This window comes from Chryseobacterium arthrosphaerae (genome assembly GCF_001684965.1).
Lineage (GTDB): Bacteria > Bacteroidota > Bacteroidia > Flavobacteriales > Weeksellaceae > Chryseobacterium > Chryseobacterium arthrosphaerae.
The window spans coordinates 2,967,130-2,983,655 of sequence record NZ_MAYG01000001.1 but is presented as its reverse complement, the minus strand read 5'-3'; the positions used below and the strand labels follow the sequence as shown (position 1 = coordinate 2,983,655).

Below are 16,526 nucleotides of genomic sequence, written 5' to 3'. Positions count from 1 at the left end.
TTTTTAAACCATGATAAAAAAACTGATCCTGCTAGGATTTATTTCGAGTTCTTTATTTTCATTTGCTCAGAAAGTAACCATCAGTCCTGCTGTAGGATATGCGTGGAGAGTGGCTGAAACAGCATCCGGTCTTTCAATGGAAGAAAGAAATTACGTTAAAGGATTGAAAAGCGGAGTTCATTTTGAAATTGCAGCGTATTACAATCTGAAGAATATCGGAATTGGAGCAAAGTTTTCCAATTATAATGCGTCAAGCAGCGGAACATTAAGGGGATATGCGAATGGACAAACTGTTTCTGTACCTGTCAGTATAAAAGATAATATCACTTTCTTTGGGCCTTCAGTGATGTTTTCCAATTATACCAAACCTACAAAGCATAAATTTGCTGCTGATGTATCCATTGGGGTAATTTCGTATACAACCAAAACAGGGTATATTAAAGGAACAGGCTCCAATCTGGGTCTTGAAGCAGGGATCGGGTACCAATACGAGGTTTCCAAAAATTTCCTGATTGGACCTAAATTTGGTTTTACTGCAGGAACACTTAATAAAATGGAAGTAAACGGCCGTACAATGGATCTTGCAAATGATCAGAAAGAAGGTCTTACAAGGGTTTCTTTAAGTGCAGCGGCTGCATTCCGTTTTTAAGTCTTATATTTGTAAGAATTAAAAAAAACATCTCATAATGACAGCAACAATCTTTTTATCAGCAGCATGCCGACGATCAGGATTGTTGCTGTCATTACTTTATTTACACAGAGATTCTTTTCTGAAAAGTTCTAAGGACTTTATCAATTAAGCCCTGTCAGGATCCAAGGCAGGGGATTTTCCGGATTTTTATTTATTTTTTGTAGTATTCCTATGGAAGGCAGATGTATTCTGTTTTCTACATTGGGTCATCGGGAATTGCTGCGCTTTAATTGTAAAATTGAAAAAAAATGTCACCACATATTATTGTCACTACCGGAATTTATGATGCTATAAAAGATACACTCAGAAGGAAAAAAGTGAGCATTGGAGAAGAAAAAAGACTGACTGAAGAACTCAGAAAAGCAAAGCAGGTTCTGAGAAGAGATCTCCCTGCTGATATTGTAACGGTTGACAGAAAAGTAACCTTAAAGGATCATACATTGAATTTTGAGCATGAGTATATTTTTGTACCGTCTACCAAAGAAAAGATTAAGAAGAATAAGCACTCCATCCTTTCTGATATTGCCCTTGCAGTAGTAGGATATAAAGTTGGAGATATTATCGAATGGCCTTTCAGAGACGGGGAAAGGAAAATTGAAATTCTGAAGGTAGAAGCCTGGGAAGGATAAAAACATGTCATATAGGTTGAATTTACAAAGAAAACGTGGTCCATTTTTGGGCTGCGTTTTCTGTTTCTTGACGGGAGTCCTTTGCTGGAAAACGCTAAGGCGTAATTTTTATATACTAAATCCTTTGCAGGAAATCTTTGATTTCTTGCGCCTTAAAAATAGATGCAACCTTATAAAGACCTTGGCGCCCTTGCGTTTGAACAAAAAAGCATAAAGATCAAAAACATATTCCTGCCGGTTGATTTAACAAATGATAAAAAAGAACCTCTGTATGAGACTTTCTCAATGTGTGTTAGCTGCATTCCGTTTTTAAGTTTTATCTTTGCAAAAATTAAAAAAATGAGCAAACCGATAACTGAATTCATAGAAAAGTATTACCTGCACTTCAACGCAGCTGCATTGGTAGATGCTTCTAAAGGATATGTTGCCCACCTTAAAGATGGCGGAAAAATGATGATCACTTTGGCAGGAGCAATGTCTACCGCTGAATTAGGAAAAATTCTTGCAGAAATGATCCGTCAGGGGAAAGTTGATTTTATCTCTTGTACAGGGGCCAACCTTGAAGAAGACCTGATGAACCTTGTGGCACACTCTCACTATGAAAGAGTTCCTCATTACAGAGATCTTACAGCTCAGGATGAGTGGGATCTTTTGGAAAGAGGTCTGAACAGGGTTACAGATACATGTATCCCTGAAGAAGAGGCCTTCAGAAGATTACAGAAACATATTGTTGAGATCTGGAAAGATGCTGAAGCGAAAGGAGAAAGATATTTCCCTCACGAATTCATGTATAAAATGATCCTTTCAGGAGTATTGGAGCAGTATTATGAAATTCCTAGAGAAAACTCATGGATGATTGCTGCTGCAGAAGCTAATTTACCAATCGTAGTTCCGGGATGGGAAGATTCTACCATGGGTAATATTTTCGCTTCTTACTGCATCAAAGGAGAGCTTAAGGCAACTACAATGAAATCAGGAATCGAATATATGACTTACCTTGCAGACTGGTATACTAAAAACTCAGGAGGTAAAGGTGTTGGGTTCTTCCAGATTGGTGGAGGTATCGCAGGAGATTTCCCTATTTGTGTAGTGCCAATGCTGTATCAGGATATGGAAATGCATGATATTCCTTTCTGGTCTTATTTCTGCCAGATTTCTGATTCTACTACATCTTACGGTTCATACTCAGGAGCAGTTCCAAATGAGAAAATCACTTGGGGTAAATTAGATATCACTACACCGAAGTTTATCGTTGAAAGTGATGCAACGATCTGTGCACCATTGATGTTCTCTTATATTCTTGAGAATTCTTAATAAATAAAACTCTTTACGAGATTATAATATAGCGCTTCCGTTTTTGGGAGCGTTTTTTATTTTCAAAGTTTGATTTTTCAGATTTTTCACAGAGTGAGTTTACTGCTTGCCGAAGATCTATAGTGGGCAAGCCAAAATATTCTTATGACTTAAAATAGATTACCTGGAACCTCTGTAAATTCGGTATCTGTTGGAAAATAAAATCAATCCAGAGAGTTCACCAGCACAAAATAACGGTACGCCAGAATTCCTTTTTCTATTTTTGTTAGCTTATTGGGATCCTTCTTACTCAGCTTTGGAAGGATTTTCTTATTGATTGCATTCAGTAACCTGAAAAATGATTTTTTCATATCTTTATGTTTTAATCAAACATCATTGAGCTGGTAAGAATTCAAAAATGATGCAAAAAACGAATGAAGTGTAAAACTCAGGATCTGAAAAACAAAAATTATGGACGAAATTTTCAAACAGCAGGTATACGAAGTAACCCGGCTTATCCCTAAAGGAAGGGTTTCTACCTACGGAGCAATAGCGAAAGCAGTAGGCTATCCTAATCATTCCCGTCATGTTGGAAAAGCAATGGGTGGCTGCCCGAAAGATGTTCCTGCCCACCGGGTGATCTCCAGTTCGGGGGTATTGTCTGTTCCGGAATTTGAGCCTAAGCTGCAAGCCGAAGGAATTACTATCGAAAATCTGAGAATTAAAAACTTCAAAAAACTGTTCTGGGATCCGATGAGTGAGTTATGATTATATTTTTTAATCATCAGATGAATGAAACCATAAACTTCATCTTTGACAAAGTCACCTGTTCTTAGCTTTCTGCAATAAAGGATTCAACTCACAATTATTCGTGAGGAAAAACAGAACGAATTTCAACCATTAAGAAAAATGAAGATTGGCTTTACGTTTTATAAAAAAAATATCACTCATACCTTGACATGAGTGATACAAATATTTTCACAGTCTAAAACTGTCTTGTTATTTCCTGGCCTTTGAAGGAGTCTGAGAATTTTTCAATTCCTCTTTCAGCCTTTCGTTCTCTTCCTTTAATAAAGCAATATAGTTTTGTAGGTTTTCAATAATTGCTCCCGGAATATTATCATAGTTATTCTGAGTCGTGATTAATCCTGCAGAAGTTGACTTATCATTAAATACCGGATGATCATTATTAACAACTACTGCCGCTGTCTCTTCTTCATAAATATCTTCAACCGGAACTTCAAAGAAACGGGCCAGTTTATCCCATTCATCCTGAACGATTCTTACATCACCACTTTCTTTTCGGCTGTAGTTGGATACATCCGTTGCTATATAATCAGCTACCTGCTGCTGAGTATAGCCTTTTTGCTTTCTGATGAGACGTAATTTTTCTTTTTGCATGACCTACATTTTATACAAAAATGGCAAAAATAGAGAATGTATACAACAGAAAACAGAAAAAATATACAGTAAAGTAAGAAAGGCTAATAAGAAGGAATGAAAAGGTTTATAATATAAATTATATCCAGACAGATAGTTAATGATTTTACGAGCGGAATGTTGTAAAAACACAAAGACTCAAGATTTTCCATTCAGAAATATACATAAATATGCATGTGTCTAATGTGGTTTGAAAAATTAATTGTATCGAAGATAAGATCCTTGCTCCTTTGTGCTTTTCCAAGACTTACACAATAAAAAAAAGACTGCTTCAGAATGAAACAGTCTTAAGTAAATTATTTTTCAAGTTGCTTATAGCTTCTCTGTATAAAATCGGTCAGGTCTTTTCCTTTCAGCAGATTCTGTGAAAGTTTGGCAAGATCCAGAGCATATTTGATTAAACTTTCTTTTTCTTCAGCATTCTCAGTTTTTAAAATCTGATTAGAAAGCTCACTATTGGAGTTTACCACAAGATTGTACATCTCCGGGAAACCTCCCATTCCGAACATGCCGCCTCCGCCTGTAGCCTGCATTTCTTTCATTCTTCGCATAAACTCAGGTTGTGTGATCGTGAATGGAGCATCATTGCTGTCCAGATCTTCGAGCTGTACTGTGAATTTTGAATCCTGAATGGCTTCTTCCACATCCTTTTTCAATGACTCTTTTTCTGTTTCATTCAATTTTGAAATGATAGGTTCATCTTTTTTGATCAGGTTGTTGATGTGGTCGGCATCTACTCTTGCAAAAGAGATATTTTCCTTTGATGTTTCCAGTTTCTGGATTACGTGTGGAGCGATAGGAGAGTCTAATAACAGAACTTCATATCCTTTATCCTTTGCAGCCTGAATATAGCTGTGCTGTTCATCAGCGTTGGTAGCATATAAAACAACCAATTTATTGTCTTTATCCGTTTGCGCAGGTTTGATTTTGTCAACCAGTTCGTCCCAAAGGAAGTACTTGCCGTCTGTAGTAGGGTATAGAGTGAATTTGTCTGATTTTTCAGCAAATTTTTCCTCTGTAACGATTCCGTATTCAATGACCACTTTAATGTCATTCCATTTTTTCTCATAATCTTCACGGTTTTCGTTGATCAGGGAAGCCATTTTATCGGCAACCTTTTTCGTGATATAGGATGAAATTTTCTTTACGGCACCGTCTGCCTGAAGATAAGAACGGGAAACGTTCAATGGAATATCCGGAGAGTCAATTACCCCTCTCAGAAGCATCAGGAAGTCAGGAACGATTCCTTTTACCTCATCCGTTACGAATACCTGGTTTTGGTACAGCTGAATTTTATCCTTATCAATATTTAAGTTGTTGCTCAGCTTAGGGAAGAACAGGATTCCGGTAAGGTTGAAAGGATAATCCACATTCAGGTGGATGTTGAATAGAGGTTCTTCAAACTGCATTGGATACAGTTCGTGATAGAACTTCATATAATCTTCATTCGTCAGTTCGCTTGGAGCAATGGTCCATGCCGGCACCGGATTATTGATGATATTGTCTACTTCCTCCGTTTCAGCTACTGCATCTTCAGGAGCGTCTTCCGGTAATGGCAGGGTATGGGTTTTTGTCCCGAATTTGATCGGAACAGGCATGAATTTATTGTATTTTAATAACAGGTCACGGATTCTTCCTTCTTCCAGAAACTCTACCGAATCTTCTGCAATGTGAAGGATGATTTCTGTACCTCTATCGGTTTTATCAGTCGTTTCTTCAAGGGTAAATTCCGGGCTTCCGTCACAGATCCAACGTACGGCAGGTTCGTCTTTATAAGACTTTGTAAGGATTTCCACTTTTTCAGCGACCATAAATGCCGAGTAGAATCCAAGACCGAAGTGTCCGATAATTCCAGAATCTTTTGCTGAATCTTTATATTTTTCTAAGAATTCTTCCGCTCCGGAGAACGCCACCTGGTTGATATACTTTTCAACTTCCTCACCGGTCATACCAATACCCTGGTCGATGATACGAAGTGTTTTTTGCTCTTTGTCAATTTTTACTTCAAGTTTCGGATTGCCATATTCAACCTTTGCTTCGCCGATACTTGTTAAATGTTTTAATTTCAACGTAGCATCGGTAGCATTGGAGATCAATTCTCTTAAGAATATTTCGTGGTCACTGTAAAGAAACTTTTTGATAAGCGGGAAAATGTTTTCCACAGATACATTAATATTTCCTTTAGTCATCATATTTTAGATTTTTAATTTTCAATTCTTTCTCAAAAAAAATACCATCGGGAAGAATGTGACAGAATGACATTTTTCTGATGGGGAAACAAGGATATGATGTGGTTTTGTCGAAGAAATATCATATTTTTAATCCTTAAAAATTTTTACTACAATGAAGTTGAAATGTACAGTTTTTATTCTGCTCATCATAACCTGCTGGATGTATGGACAGAAAAAGCCTTTAGATCATTCTGTCTATGACAGCTGGCAAAATATAGGCACGAGAAAAATTTCCAATGACGGAAAATGGATTGCCTATTCTGTGGATGCACAGGAGGGAAATGACAACCTTTTTTTATATTCGGTTAAAAATAAAACCTCCAAGACGTTTCCAAGAGCTACAAAAGTAAATTTTACGAACGATTCGAGATTTGCTGTTTTTCAAATCCGCCCGCAGTATAAAGATATAAAAGCAGTAAAGGATAAAAAGCTTAAAAAAAGTAAATTAACAAAAGACAGTCTTGCAATTGTTGATTTTTTGAGTGGTCACACAGAGAAAATTCCTGATGTGAAAACATTTAAAATTCCTGAGAAAGCAGGTTCTTATGTAGCTTATCTTCTGGAAAATACAAAAGATAAATCCTCAGATGACGCTTCTGATAAAGAAAACGGCGAGGAAAATAAGGATGAAGATAAAAACGTAAAACCATTGCAGCTGGTAGTACGAAATCTTTTGGACGGGAAAAGTACAACGTATGATAATGTAGTGCGCTATGAGTTCAGTAAAAATGGGAAGCAACTCGTTTTTGTAACCAAAAAGCCGGAAGAAAAGCCGAACAAGGATAAGAAGGAAGGAAAAGATTCCGGTGACGAAAAACCTGCGGATAAAAAAGATACGGATAAATCAAAGCCGAAAAAATATGCGTTACAAACTGTGCAGGTGGTTGATCTGCAAAAAGGTAATGTAAATAAGATTTCGGAAATGGAAGGCGATTATTCACAATTGTCTTTTGATGACGAAGGAAACCAACTGGCATTTGTAGGAACTTCTTCTGCTCAGAATGACCTGGTAAAACTGTATAAGCTGTATTACTTTGATTTTAAGGGAAATAAGAAGGAAATGATTACCAATGAAAATACCCAAATGAAAAAAGACTGGGTAATTTCTGAAAACCGTTTACCTTTATTCAGCAAAAACGGCAAACAACTGTATTTTGGCGTTGCTCCGAAACCAGTTGCAAAAGATACAGCAATGATTGCCAATGACCATGCTGTTGTAGATATCTGGAACTACAGGGATGATTACCTGCAGACAGTACAGCTAAAAGAATTGAAAAATGACCTGAAAAAATCTTATGCTGCTGTCATGCAGACTGAAAAACCGGATTTTTTTAGAAATATTGATGGTGAGGATCTGGATACCTTACGACTGGTAAATGAAGGGAATGCTGAATTTGCTTTGGGGATTACCAGTTTGAACAACCGTATTTCTTCACAATGGGAAGGGGCTACAAAGAAAACCTATTTCCTTATTGATCACAAAACAGGAGAAAGAACAGAAATTATTAAAAACCTGAATGGAGCCGTTGCTGTATCTCCACTGGGTAAATTTGTAGTGATTTTTGACAGAGAAAAAGGACAGTGGCTGAGCTATAATGTGAAAACCAAACAAACGTTACCTTTACATACAGGCTTACCTGTTTCTTTTGTTGATGAAGAATTTGATATGCCGGATTTCCCCAATTCATATGGTATCGCATCCTGGACAGATAAAGATGAATCTGTGATTATAAAAGACCGCTACGACCTTTGGGAATTCTTTCTGAACGGCTCAAAAAAACCAAGAAATATTACCAATGGATTCGGGCGTAAGCATAAAATAACATTTGATACATACGAGCTGGATAAAGATATTAAAAGCCTGAACCGGAAATCTTCTATCTATTTATCAGCATTTGATAATACCTCCAAGGCAAACGGAATTTTCAGAACTTCGATTCAGTCGGACTCTGATCCCGTGAAAATTCAGATGGAAAATGTCTGGGGATACAGAAGTCTTCAAAAAGCGAAAAATGCAGAGGAATATATTGTGGTAAAAGAGTCTTACACCGATTCGCCCAATATTTTTGCAACCTCTGATTTCTCCCAACAGCAAAAGCTGAGTAATACGAATCCGCAGCAACAGCAATATAATTGGGGAACTGACGAATTGGTACACTGGACAACGCCAAAAGGAAATTCTTCTACAGGAATTTTGTACAAACCGGAAGATTTTGATCCGAACAAAAAATATCCTATGATTGTCTATTTCTATGAAAAGCTTTCGGATAATCTGAACCGCTATGTAGCTCCGGCACCCACACCTTCAAGATTGAATATTTCTTATTTCGTGAGCAATGGATATCTGGTTTTCACCCCTGATATTTCCTATACAGATGGTCTTCCGGGAGAATCTGCAATGGAATACATCAATTCGGGAGTTGAAAATCTAAAGAAGAATGCCTGGGTAGATGGCACCAAAATAGGAATTCAGGGACAAAGCTGGGGCGGTTACCAGGTAGCCTATCTCATCGCTCATACCAATATGTATGCAGCTGCCTGGAGTGGTGCACCTGTTGTCAATATGACTTCCGCATACGGAGGAATCCGTTGGACTTCAGGAATGAACAGACAGTTCCAGTATGAAAAATCACAGAGCAGACTGGGAAAAAACTTATGGGAAGCTCCGGAACTTTATATTAAAAACTCACCGCTTTTTACCATTGATAAAGTAAAAACTCCGGTAGTGATTATGAGTAACGATAAAGATGGAGCAGTGCCATGGTATCAGGGAATTGAAATGTTTACCGCATTGCGCCGTCTCGGAAAGCCCGTATGGCTACTGAATTACAACGGTGATGATCACAACCTCATGAAACGCCAGAACAGAAAGGATATTCAAATTCGTGAGCAGCAGTTTTTTGACTACTATCTCAAAGGTGCTAAAGCTCCGGTCTGGATGACAAAAGGTGTTCCAGCCACCCAAAAAGGAAAGAATTGGGGATTTGAGCTGACAGATGATAAACCTGACTAAATTAAAACCCCGGCGGAGCCAAAGGCTCCGCCGGGGTTTTAATTTATATATTTTCTAAAAACACACGACGCAAATAAACTGACACAATGGCATTTTTTTTATGATGGGCCTGTTGATCACTTTTATTATATTTACCGCCAATTATAATAAACAGTATGGGAATCTTTGATTTTTTTAAGAAAAAAAACAACAGACAGGAAAATGTCAGTACTCCGGTTCAGGAAATTGAAATGCCGGAGGAAAAAATAGCGGAGGAGACAGCAGAGGAAGTGGCAGAAGTGACACCGGAAATAAAGCAGGAAATCTCTTCACAGCCACAGTTGGTAGAAGAGCAGCCGGTGAATGAAGAGTACGAAAAAATCAAAAGGTATAATGATTATATCGTGTATTCTATTGCGTTGCAGCTGAGAGGAGAGTATACCCCTATTTCTGCTTTTGAGAAAGACAATGGTGAAATAGAAGGTTTTGTTTATATGGTAACTGAAGATGCTTACGCCCTTCCGGTACATGAGGCCATCAGCAAAATGGAAGAAAAATTTGAAAACGAACTTCAGGAAGGGAAGATCAGGTCTTATATGATTTTATATCACTCGCAGTTTGATCACAATGATAACCATAATCCTGCAACTCAGGAGGGAGAGTTCAAAGCGATTTCACTTTCTTACCATTTCAAAGATACTGATAAAGCAAAAACAGGATTACCTTATATTTTTGAAAACGGAACGATTACTTATAAAGGTTTTGCAGAATTTTCACACGAGGAAAATAATGGAATCATGAATCATCAGTTGATTGATGGGAAAGAATATTTTACCAATACAGAAGGAATTGCAGCTCCTGAAACTACTAACGAAGCCGGAATCATTGTAAGAAAATCCAATGTACATAACCTGATCAATACCTGGAGCGGAATTTTTGGTCACGAAAATTTCCAGACTAAAGATTACGGTCAATATCTGACGAATGTTTTGATGCAGTCTACAGTGGCTGACCCGCTGGGAGAGGGTAAAAGCAAAACGGAATTTGAAGACGTAAGATTTAAACCTGTTGTTACAGATGAGCTTAGCACCATTATGCCGGAAGTGAAAACCGATTATACTTTGGATTTTGAAACAAGGTCTGTCCGTGAATGGGAAAACGCCCTGAACTTACAGGCAATTGTAGCAGGTCCTGCCAGAAATACTTTCGGAATCTGGTTCTTTGCCACCGATTATCCTGAAAACAGGAATACCTATCTGACGCAGCCGCATCTGAATGTAAATATCAGTGGGATTGTTTTAATACTGGATGCTCATGAAGGTACTGATTTGCCTGACGGAACAAAGATGAGTGAAGAGTTTACTACCTATGTGCCAAGCCAGACTCTTCCTAATTATGCATGTTTTGATTTCATTGCTAAAGTGGTAGACTTCAAGGAGACGGAATTGCTTGAAGACGGAAGCATTAAGGGATATATCCTGAAGTTGAAACTGATCACGCATGAAGAAGCTGAAGACTTCTTTACCATCGATGCTTTTGTCAATAAAGAGAACATGAGATTTGAAAATCTTACAAAAGGGATGAAAGTTACGGGAGCATTACAGCTTCAAGGCAAGATTGCGAATTAATACAATATACATTAGAGTAAAAGAGTCTGAGTTTTCAGGCTCTTTTTTATTTTCCGGATATATCAGGTAATGAAGTTTTAAAGTTTTTTATTTAACGTAAAGAGGCATGGATTCGAATGTCCTATTGTAAAGGAGCAAAGAGAAGCAACTTTGTCGCTGCTTAAAAAAAATCAATGAAATTGATTCCTTCTTTGCTTGCTTATAATATTACAGTGTTCATGTGAATCCTTGCGTTTGAAAAATAAAACATGTGATTTAAAAATAGCATTTCCACAAATTAACGTGAAAAAGAATGACGTATTAATGGCAAAACAAAAAAAAGGCAATCCGAAGACTGCCTTTCTGTATTTTTTTGAAAAACTTATTTGTTGTTTTTCATTTCCTCTTTGATTTTGTTTTCCAATTCCTCAGCAAGTTCAGGATTGTCTTTTAAAACATCTTTTACAGCATCACGTCCCTGACCTAATTTAGATTCTTCATAGCTGAACCAGGAACCGCTCTTCTTCACAATTCCCATATCAACCGCTGTATCAAGAATTTCTCCTACTTTAGAAACACCTTCACCATACATGATGTCGAATTCTGCCTGCTTGAAAGGTGGAGCTACTTTGTTTTTCACAATCTTCACTTTCACACGGCTACCGATCGCTTCATCACCCTGCTTGATCGGTGCACTTGCTTTTCTGATATCGATTCTTACCGAAGCGTAGAATTTAAGAGCATTACCTCCGGTAGTGGTTTCAGGATTACCGAACATTACTCCGATCTTCTCTCTCAACTGGTTGATGAAGATTACCGTACATTTTGTTCTTGAAATGGTAGCTGTAAGTTTTCTTAATGCCTGAGACATCAATCTTGCATGAAGACCCATTTTGGAATCTCCCATTTCACCTTCAATTTCCGCTTTTGGTGTAAGAGCCGCTACAGAGTCAATCACTACGATATCGATGGCTCCTGAACGGATCAGGTTATCAGCGATCTCCAGAGCCTGCTCACCGTTGTCCGGCTGAGAAATAATAAGGTTTTCAAGATCGATTCCTAATTTCGCTGCATACGTTCTGTCGAAAGCGTGCTCAGCATCAATAAATGCAGCAATACCGCCGGCTTTCTGAGCTTCAGCAATAGCGTGAAGGGTCAAAGTTGTTTTACCTGAAGATTCAGGTCCATATATTTCAATGATTCTTCCTTTTGGATATCCGCCAATACCTAATGCGATATCTAATCCTAAAGAACCTGAAGGAATTACTTCTACCGTATTGTCTATAGATTCATCACCTAAAGTCATTACAGTTCCCTTTCCATATGTTTTATCTAGCTTGTCAAGCACTAATGCGAGTGCTTTTTTCTTATCATCAATGTTACTCATCTCTATTAAAATAATTTCTCAAAAATACATAATTTCTCAATCAAAAACTAATATTATTTATCCCTGAAACGGGTTTTTAGAGTTAAAAAATAATAAAATTTTAAGACTGATCTTATTCATAACGAAGGAGATGAAAAATGGGGTATTGAGAAATATTGAAAAAATAAATTTAAGTTGAAAGTAATGTTTGAAAAAGGGTTTTATCCATCCAATTTAAAAAAATACTTATCTTAAAACATTATTTTTTAAGATCATCTTATGGACAGAAAATTAAAACTATTCCTGATCAGATCCTTTGCGGTATTAGCAGTGATACATCTGGCTTACTTTATTTACGGCTATGTAAAGTTTAAAGGTATTGGGGACATTAATATTTATACAGAATTTTACAGGTTCAAATTTTACGATGATGTCTCCATTTCTCATGTTTTCGTATCAGGCCTTTTTCTGTTTTTCTTCGTTATTTTTCTCCTTAGAAATCATTCCCGAAAGAGATATGAACTTTCAAAAAAATTGGGAATAGGGATGGCACTTCTACTGATATCCTTTCTGTCCCTGACTTTTTTCATCAGTTACAGTTTTGGGTTCAATGCAAAATTACGGACCGAATTGCCTGAAAAGGATCTTAATAAAGATAAAACCCTGCTGAATATCTTACAGCCCTTTTTATACAATTATACTTCCTACAGCTCAGAGAAGCTGTTTAATCCCAAAAATATTTTATATCCCAAACCTTACCCTGTAATTGAAGTAAGAGATACGGTGTATTACGAGCCGGATCATAATAAGGATTATTTCTCAACAGAATCCAGATACTACAGTATTGATACCCTGAAAATGCTGAGTGCAGATCATAAAAAAATGAGCAATAAAGCAAAATCGGTGCTCGACATTCTTGGGCTTGATGCCGGAGAACTGGAAAAAAGGATTATTTCTAAAAAGGAAATAGGAGACAGTACCGAAATTATATTTCAGGGAATAGAAGTACATCCTGAATATGATGAGAAAATGTGTATTTTTCTTGAAAACAATCTTTTGTTCTCCCCATTGCATAAAGTTCCTGAGCGGCAGCAACAGTATCAGAATGCAGTCAAAAGATATAATTTACTTTATACATACAGTCAGGATTCATTACTTTCTTCTTTTCAGAAACTGGATGTCCTTTTAAAAAAGTATCATATAGAAACACAGATCGTTCCGAAAGATCTGACTAAAGATGTCTTTTATTACCGTGATCATAAAGATGAACCACTGAATGCGATCCGTAATACTTATGAAAGAAATGATTTAAAAGATAAATTCAGAACCCTCGACCGTTTGTTTTACAAGCCGGATTATCTTCATCCTTCTATCAGAGAAATCTTTATCAGCGTTGTCATTGGGGTTTGGCTTATTTTATTTTTACTGTATCTGATCTGGAATTTCAGGAACCGGAAACTTTCTGTGGATTAGATTGTTTCCGGCTTTTTTGTTTCTTTGAAAAATGGCATTTTAATGAAAATTTGAATTTTTTGTGATGTTCAGATAGTCTTTCAATACCTTCATCTGGTCCTTATTTCCTCTTTTTATTCTGGCATCCCGGCTTACGAATGTGTCATAGATTTTGTTGAAAAGTATTTTTGATTTTGGGAACAGTGTCTTGTAGGGAACTTCCGGAATTTGCAGTCTTTTGCAAACTTCCTCATCCAGCAGAAACCAGGTACAGCAGATGTGCAGATACCGTAAATTTTTTCTTTGGAGCTCAAATTTTAAGATAGGATTTTCCAGGGATTCATCCAGTAAAGAGTGGGCGAGGAGTACAGAATCCTTATCCGCCGGCGGCTGAACGGATGTCCACAAATAAAAATATTCCGTAGCCTGTTTTTTATCATCGGGAAGAAGTTGTTCCGGGATTCCCAGCAGATAACCTACATATTTCCACAGGTGGAAAATTCCTTGCTCTTCTTCATCAGATAGGGTATTTCCAAGTTTGAGAAGGCTGTGAAGAAAAACAAGACTGAAACCGATGTAAGTAGCCATCATATCCCATGAATTGATGGGTTCTCCCCAGTTCTCCGTATCCCATTCTTTATAATATTTTTTGATGGAAAGTCTTGCATAGGAGTGAATCAGGCGGGTTTTTATAGCAAATTCATATCCTTTTGCATGAATGTTCAGGGCGTCATACCGGGTAGCATTTACCCAGAAATCCAGCGTTTCAGAAAGACGTTTTACCGCTCCTTTTTTTAAGGCTTCCGTAGCAATAAGCGGTTTATTGAGGTAGGCATAATCATAACCACCGATCAGGCAGTAGTCTCTTAAGGAGATCAGTGAATCGAGATTGCCTCTCATACAGAGTTCAGCACCGCTTTTGAGAAGATTGTAATCAAGCCAGTCCGGTACTTTTTGAGTCTGTGCGAAAAGTTTTTTTACACTTTCAGGAACGTGATCTGTCTCAGAAACTCCATTTCTGATATAACCTTCTATTTCCCTTGAAGCTTCATGAAATTTTTTAGTAAGATAAACATCCTTTACAACCTGATCACCCGTTTCATCAACATGGTAAAAGAAAGAAGCGAACTTCTCAAAGTCTTTAAAACTAACTTCAGCCCCGGAAAGCTCAATCAGCTGTTTTCCATTGCCTTGTTCCCAAAAATTTCTGAAATGTGGAGAATCTTTAAACCTTGGTTGTATCATTGTTCATTCCTTTACCTATAAAAATACAAGTTTTGCACCGAAGTTTTATGGTGAGATTTGTCATTTGGAATATACTTCAATCCTCTTGTTGCTGAAAAATACTACAAAAGGGTAATTTTTTTGCTTTCCAATAAATGCAATCTTTGATACAAATTAATAGCACTCAAACCGAAAATTCATTAATCTAAAAACAAATAATCATGAAAACAAAAATTTTATTACTGCTGCTGCTCGGGTGGGTGGGAGTGATTTTAGGGCAAAAAAAAGCTAAAGTAATTAGAATAGACTTATCTAAAGATAAAGAAATACCAAGTATATTGGAAAAAAATACATATGTTGAGTTTTTATTAAAAGGTGTAAATGTTTTTAAAGTTTCAGGATTTTCTACTACTAAAGTTGAAAATGTGGAATTTGAACCACCACAGTGGTTTTTAAATAATATAAAGTCAGCAAATCCAGATATAGCAGAGGTTATAGTTGTCAATTCGGCTGTGATGGCAGTCTTTGATAATGGAAATAAAAAAAGTAGAACAGAAGAATATGAAAATTTGTATAATAGTGTACACGATGATTTGAAATCTTTTTTTCAAAGTTATCAATTAGTAAGGTCACAAATGTTGCTAGATGATGAACTTAATTTTGTTGTTTCTGATTCGATTTTTATTGATTCAATTGCTGTAGTTGAAAGTTCTAAAAAAATATACTTTTCTCATTTTTCTCACTTTGATCCAACCATTGAAGATTATAAGAAAATTGAATCGAATTTGGAGTCCTTATCTTTAGCTTATTCTCAACTTACTAAAGATTACGAAAAATTTGTTGGTTTAACTAAACAATTAAATCTAAGTAATTTTTATAATAAAGATTTTTTATTAGCATCTGAAATTTATAAAAATGTTTCGTTAAATACTGATAAAATATCTTTAAAAGCAAATAATGGAATTTCCTTTTACAAGAGAATTATAACAACAAACTTTAACATCATTTTGCCTGCTCAACAATTGACTGAGGATGTAAATATTATTACTCCACAACTTAAGAATAATAAGGGGAAGGTAGTGTATTCTTATTCTCCAATTAAATTTACTACTTCTGGGGGTTGGAAGATCAATTTCAGTGCTGGTTATTTTCTGAGCTTTATAGGTAATGATAATTATACTTCTTATACAAACTCTCTTGGAAACAAAGAAATAGCAAAGGGAAATACAGATAGGATCACAAATGCATTAGGTGGTTTAATACATGTTTATCATAATGATCCAGAAACTTTGGTTCAACCAGGTTTTTCTTTTGGGATCAGTTTAGCAGATAATGCCAGTGCAGGTTTTTATGGTGGAGCTTCTTTATTTTTTTTAGAAAAAAATAGATTAATTACAACTTTTGGTTATTCATTTATAAAAGTTAAAAGAATAAATAAATCAAATTTATCAGCTCTTGCAGACTCGGATAGATATGCATTTATTAATGTTGCAGATACCGAAATACGATATGATAATATTTATAAGGGAGCATGGTTTTTTGGAGTGACTTATAATTTGAGTAATAGTGAAAAAAAATAATATTAATACAAAAAAACCTTC

Annotated in this window: 13 protein-coding genes; 8 read left to right on the top strand and 5 right to left on the bottom strand. The window is 36.4% G+C overall.

Annotation, left to right across the window (positions count from 1 at the left end; genetic code table 11):
• The first annotated feature begins 10 nt into the window (after nucleotides 1-10).
• From BBI00_RS13410 to BBI00_RS13400, 3 genes are all read left to right on the top strand, one after another.
• Nucleotides 11-649 (top strand): hypothetical protein, encoded by a 639-nt coding sequence (locus tag BBI00_RS13410; RefSeq protein WP_065399236.1) that lies wholly within the window; start codon nucleotides 11-13, stop codon nucleotides 647-649.
• A gap of 290 nt (nucleotides 650-939) precedes the next feature.
• Nucleotides 940-1,320, top strand: a complete 381-nt coding sequence (locus tag BBI00_RS13405) for a GreA/GreB family elongation factor (protein WP_065399235.1) — start codon at nucleotides 940-942, stop codon at nucleotides 1,318-1,320.
• Nucleotides 1,321-1,659: 339 nt separating this feature from the next.
• Nucleotides 1,660-2,634: a deoxyhypusine synthase family protein gene (locus BBI00_RS13400; protein WP_040997240.1), complete on the top strand. Its 975-nt coding sequence runs from the start codon at nucleotides 1,660-1,662 to the stop codon at nucleotides 2,632-2,634.
• Between the two features lie 203 nt (nucleotides 2,635-2,837).
• Here the strand turns inward: BBI00_RS13400 and BBI00_RS23355 are convergent, their stop codons facing one another.
• A complete protein-coding gene (locus BBI00_RS23355; protein ID WP_165602523.1) occupies nucleotides 2,838-2,984 on the bottom strand; it encodes a hypothetical protein in 147 nt (48 codons plus the stop codon).
• 100 nt (nucleotides 2,985-3,084) lie between these two features.
• Here BBI00_RS23355 and BBI00_RS13395 point away from each other — a divergent pair, with 100 nt between their 5' ends.
• Nucleotides 3,085-3,381, top strand: a complete 297-nt coding sequence (locus BBI00_RS13395; RefSeq protein ID WP_065399234.1) for an MGMT family protein — start codon at nucleotides 3,085-3,087, stop codon at nucleotides 3,379-3,381.
• A 231-nt stretch (nucleotides 3,382-3,612) separates the two neighbouring features.
• On the opposite strand, the gene BBI00_RS13390 is transcribed toward BBI00_RS13395, so the two are convergent.
• On the bottom strand, nucleotides 3,613-4,014 hold the full coding sequence (locus BBI00_RS13390; RefSeq protein ID WP_065399233.1) for a helix-turn-helix transcriptional regulator: 402 nt from the start codon (nucleotides 4,012-4,014) through the stop codon (nucleotides 3,613-3,615).
• A 335-nt stretch (nucleotides 4,015-4,349) separates the two neighbouring features.
• A complete protein-coding gene (htpG, locus tag BBI00_RS13385; protein WP_065399741.1) occupies nucleotides 4,350-6,242 on the bottom strand; it encodes a molecular chaperone HtpG in 1,893 nt (630 codons plus the stop codon).
• 154 nt (nucleotides 6,243-6,396) lie between these two features.
• Here htpG and BBI00_RS13380 point away from each other — a divergent pair, with 154 nt between their 5' ends.
• Together BBI00_RS13380 and BBI00_RS13375 are read left to right on the top strand one after the other, a co-directional pair.
• Nucleotides 6,397-9,297, top strand: a complete 2,901-nt coding sequence (locus tag BBI00_RS13380) for a S9 family peptidase (protein ID WP_065399232.1) — start codon at nucleotides 6,397-6,399, stop codon at nucleotides 9,295-9,297.
• 155 nt (nucleotides 9,298-9,452) lie between these two features.
• On the top strand, nucleotides 9,453-10,904 hold the full coding sequence (locus BBI00_RS13375; protein ID WP_065399231.1) for a hypothetical protein: 1,452 nt from the start codon (nucleotides 9,453-9,455) through the stop codon (nucleotides 10,902-10,904).
• 361 nt (nucleotides 10,905-11,265) lie between these two features.
• Here the strand turns inward: BBI00_RS13375 and recA are convergent, their stop codons facing one another.
• The gene (recA, locus tag BBI00_RS13370) at nucleotides 11,266-12,270 is read right to left on the bottom strand and encodes a recombinase RecA (RefSeq protein WP_047097753.1); all 1,005 of its coding nucleotides are present in this window, start codon (nucleotides 12,268-12,270) and stop codon (nucleotides 11,266-11,268) included.
• A 258-nt stretch (nucleotides 12,271-12,528) separates the two neighbouring features.
• Between recA and BBI00_RS13365 the strand changes: the two genes are divergently transcribed.
• Complete coding sequence (locus BBI00_RS13365; RefSeq protein ID WP_065399230.1) at nucleotides 12,529-13,722, top strand: hypothetical protein; 1,194 nt, start codon at nucleotides 12,529-12,531, stop codon at nucleotides 13,720-13,722.
• A 39-nt stretch (nucleotides 13,723-13,761) separates the two neighbouring features.
• Here the strand turns inward: BBI00_RS13365 and BBI00_RS13360 are convergent, their stop codons facing one another.
• Nucleotides 13,762-14,946 carry an oxygenase MpaB family protein gene (locus tag BBI00_RS13360; RefSeq protein WP_065399229.1) on the bottom strand — a complete coding sequence of 395 codons (1,185 nt, stop codon included), beginning with the start codon at nucleotides 14,944-14,946 and terminating at the stop codon, nucleotides 13,762-13,764.
• 200 nt (nucleotides 14,947-15,146) lie between these two features.
• Between BBI00_RS13360 and BBI00_RS13355 the strand changes: the two genes are divergently transcribed.
• Nucleotides 15,147-16,505, top strand: coding sequence for a hypothetical protein (locus BBI00_RS13355; RefSeq protein ID WP_065399228.1), 1,359 nt, complete (start codon nucleotides 15,147-15,149; stop codon nucleotides 16,503-16,505).
• The last annotated feature ends 21 nt before the right edge of the window (nucleotides 16,506-16,526 follow it).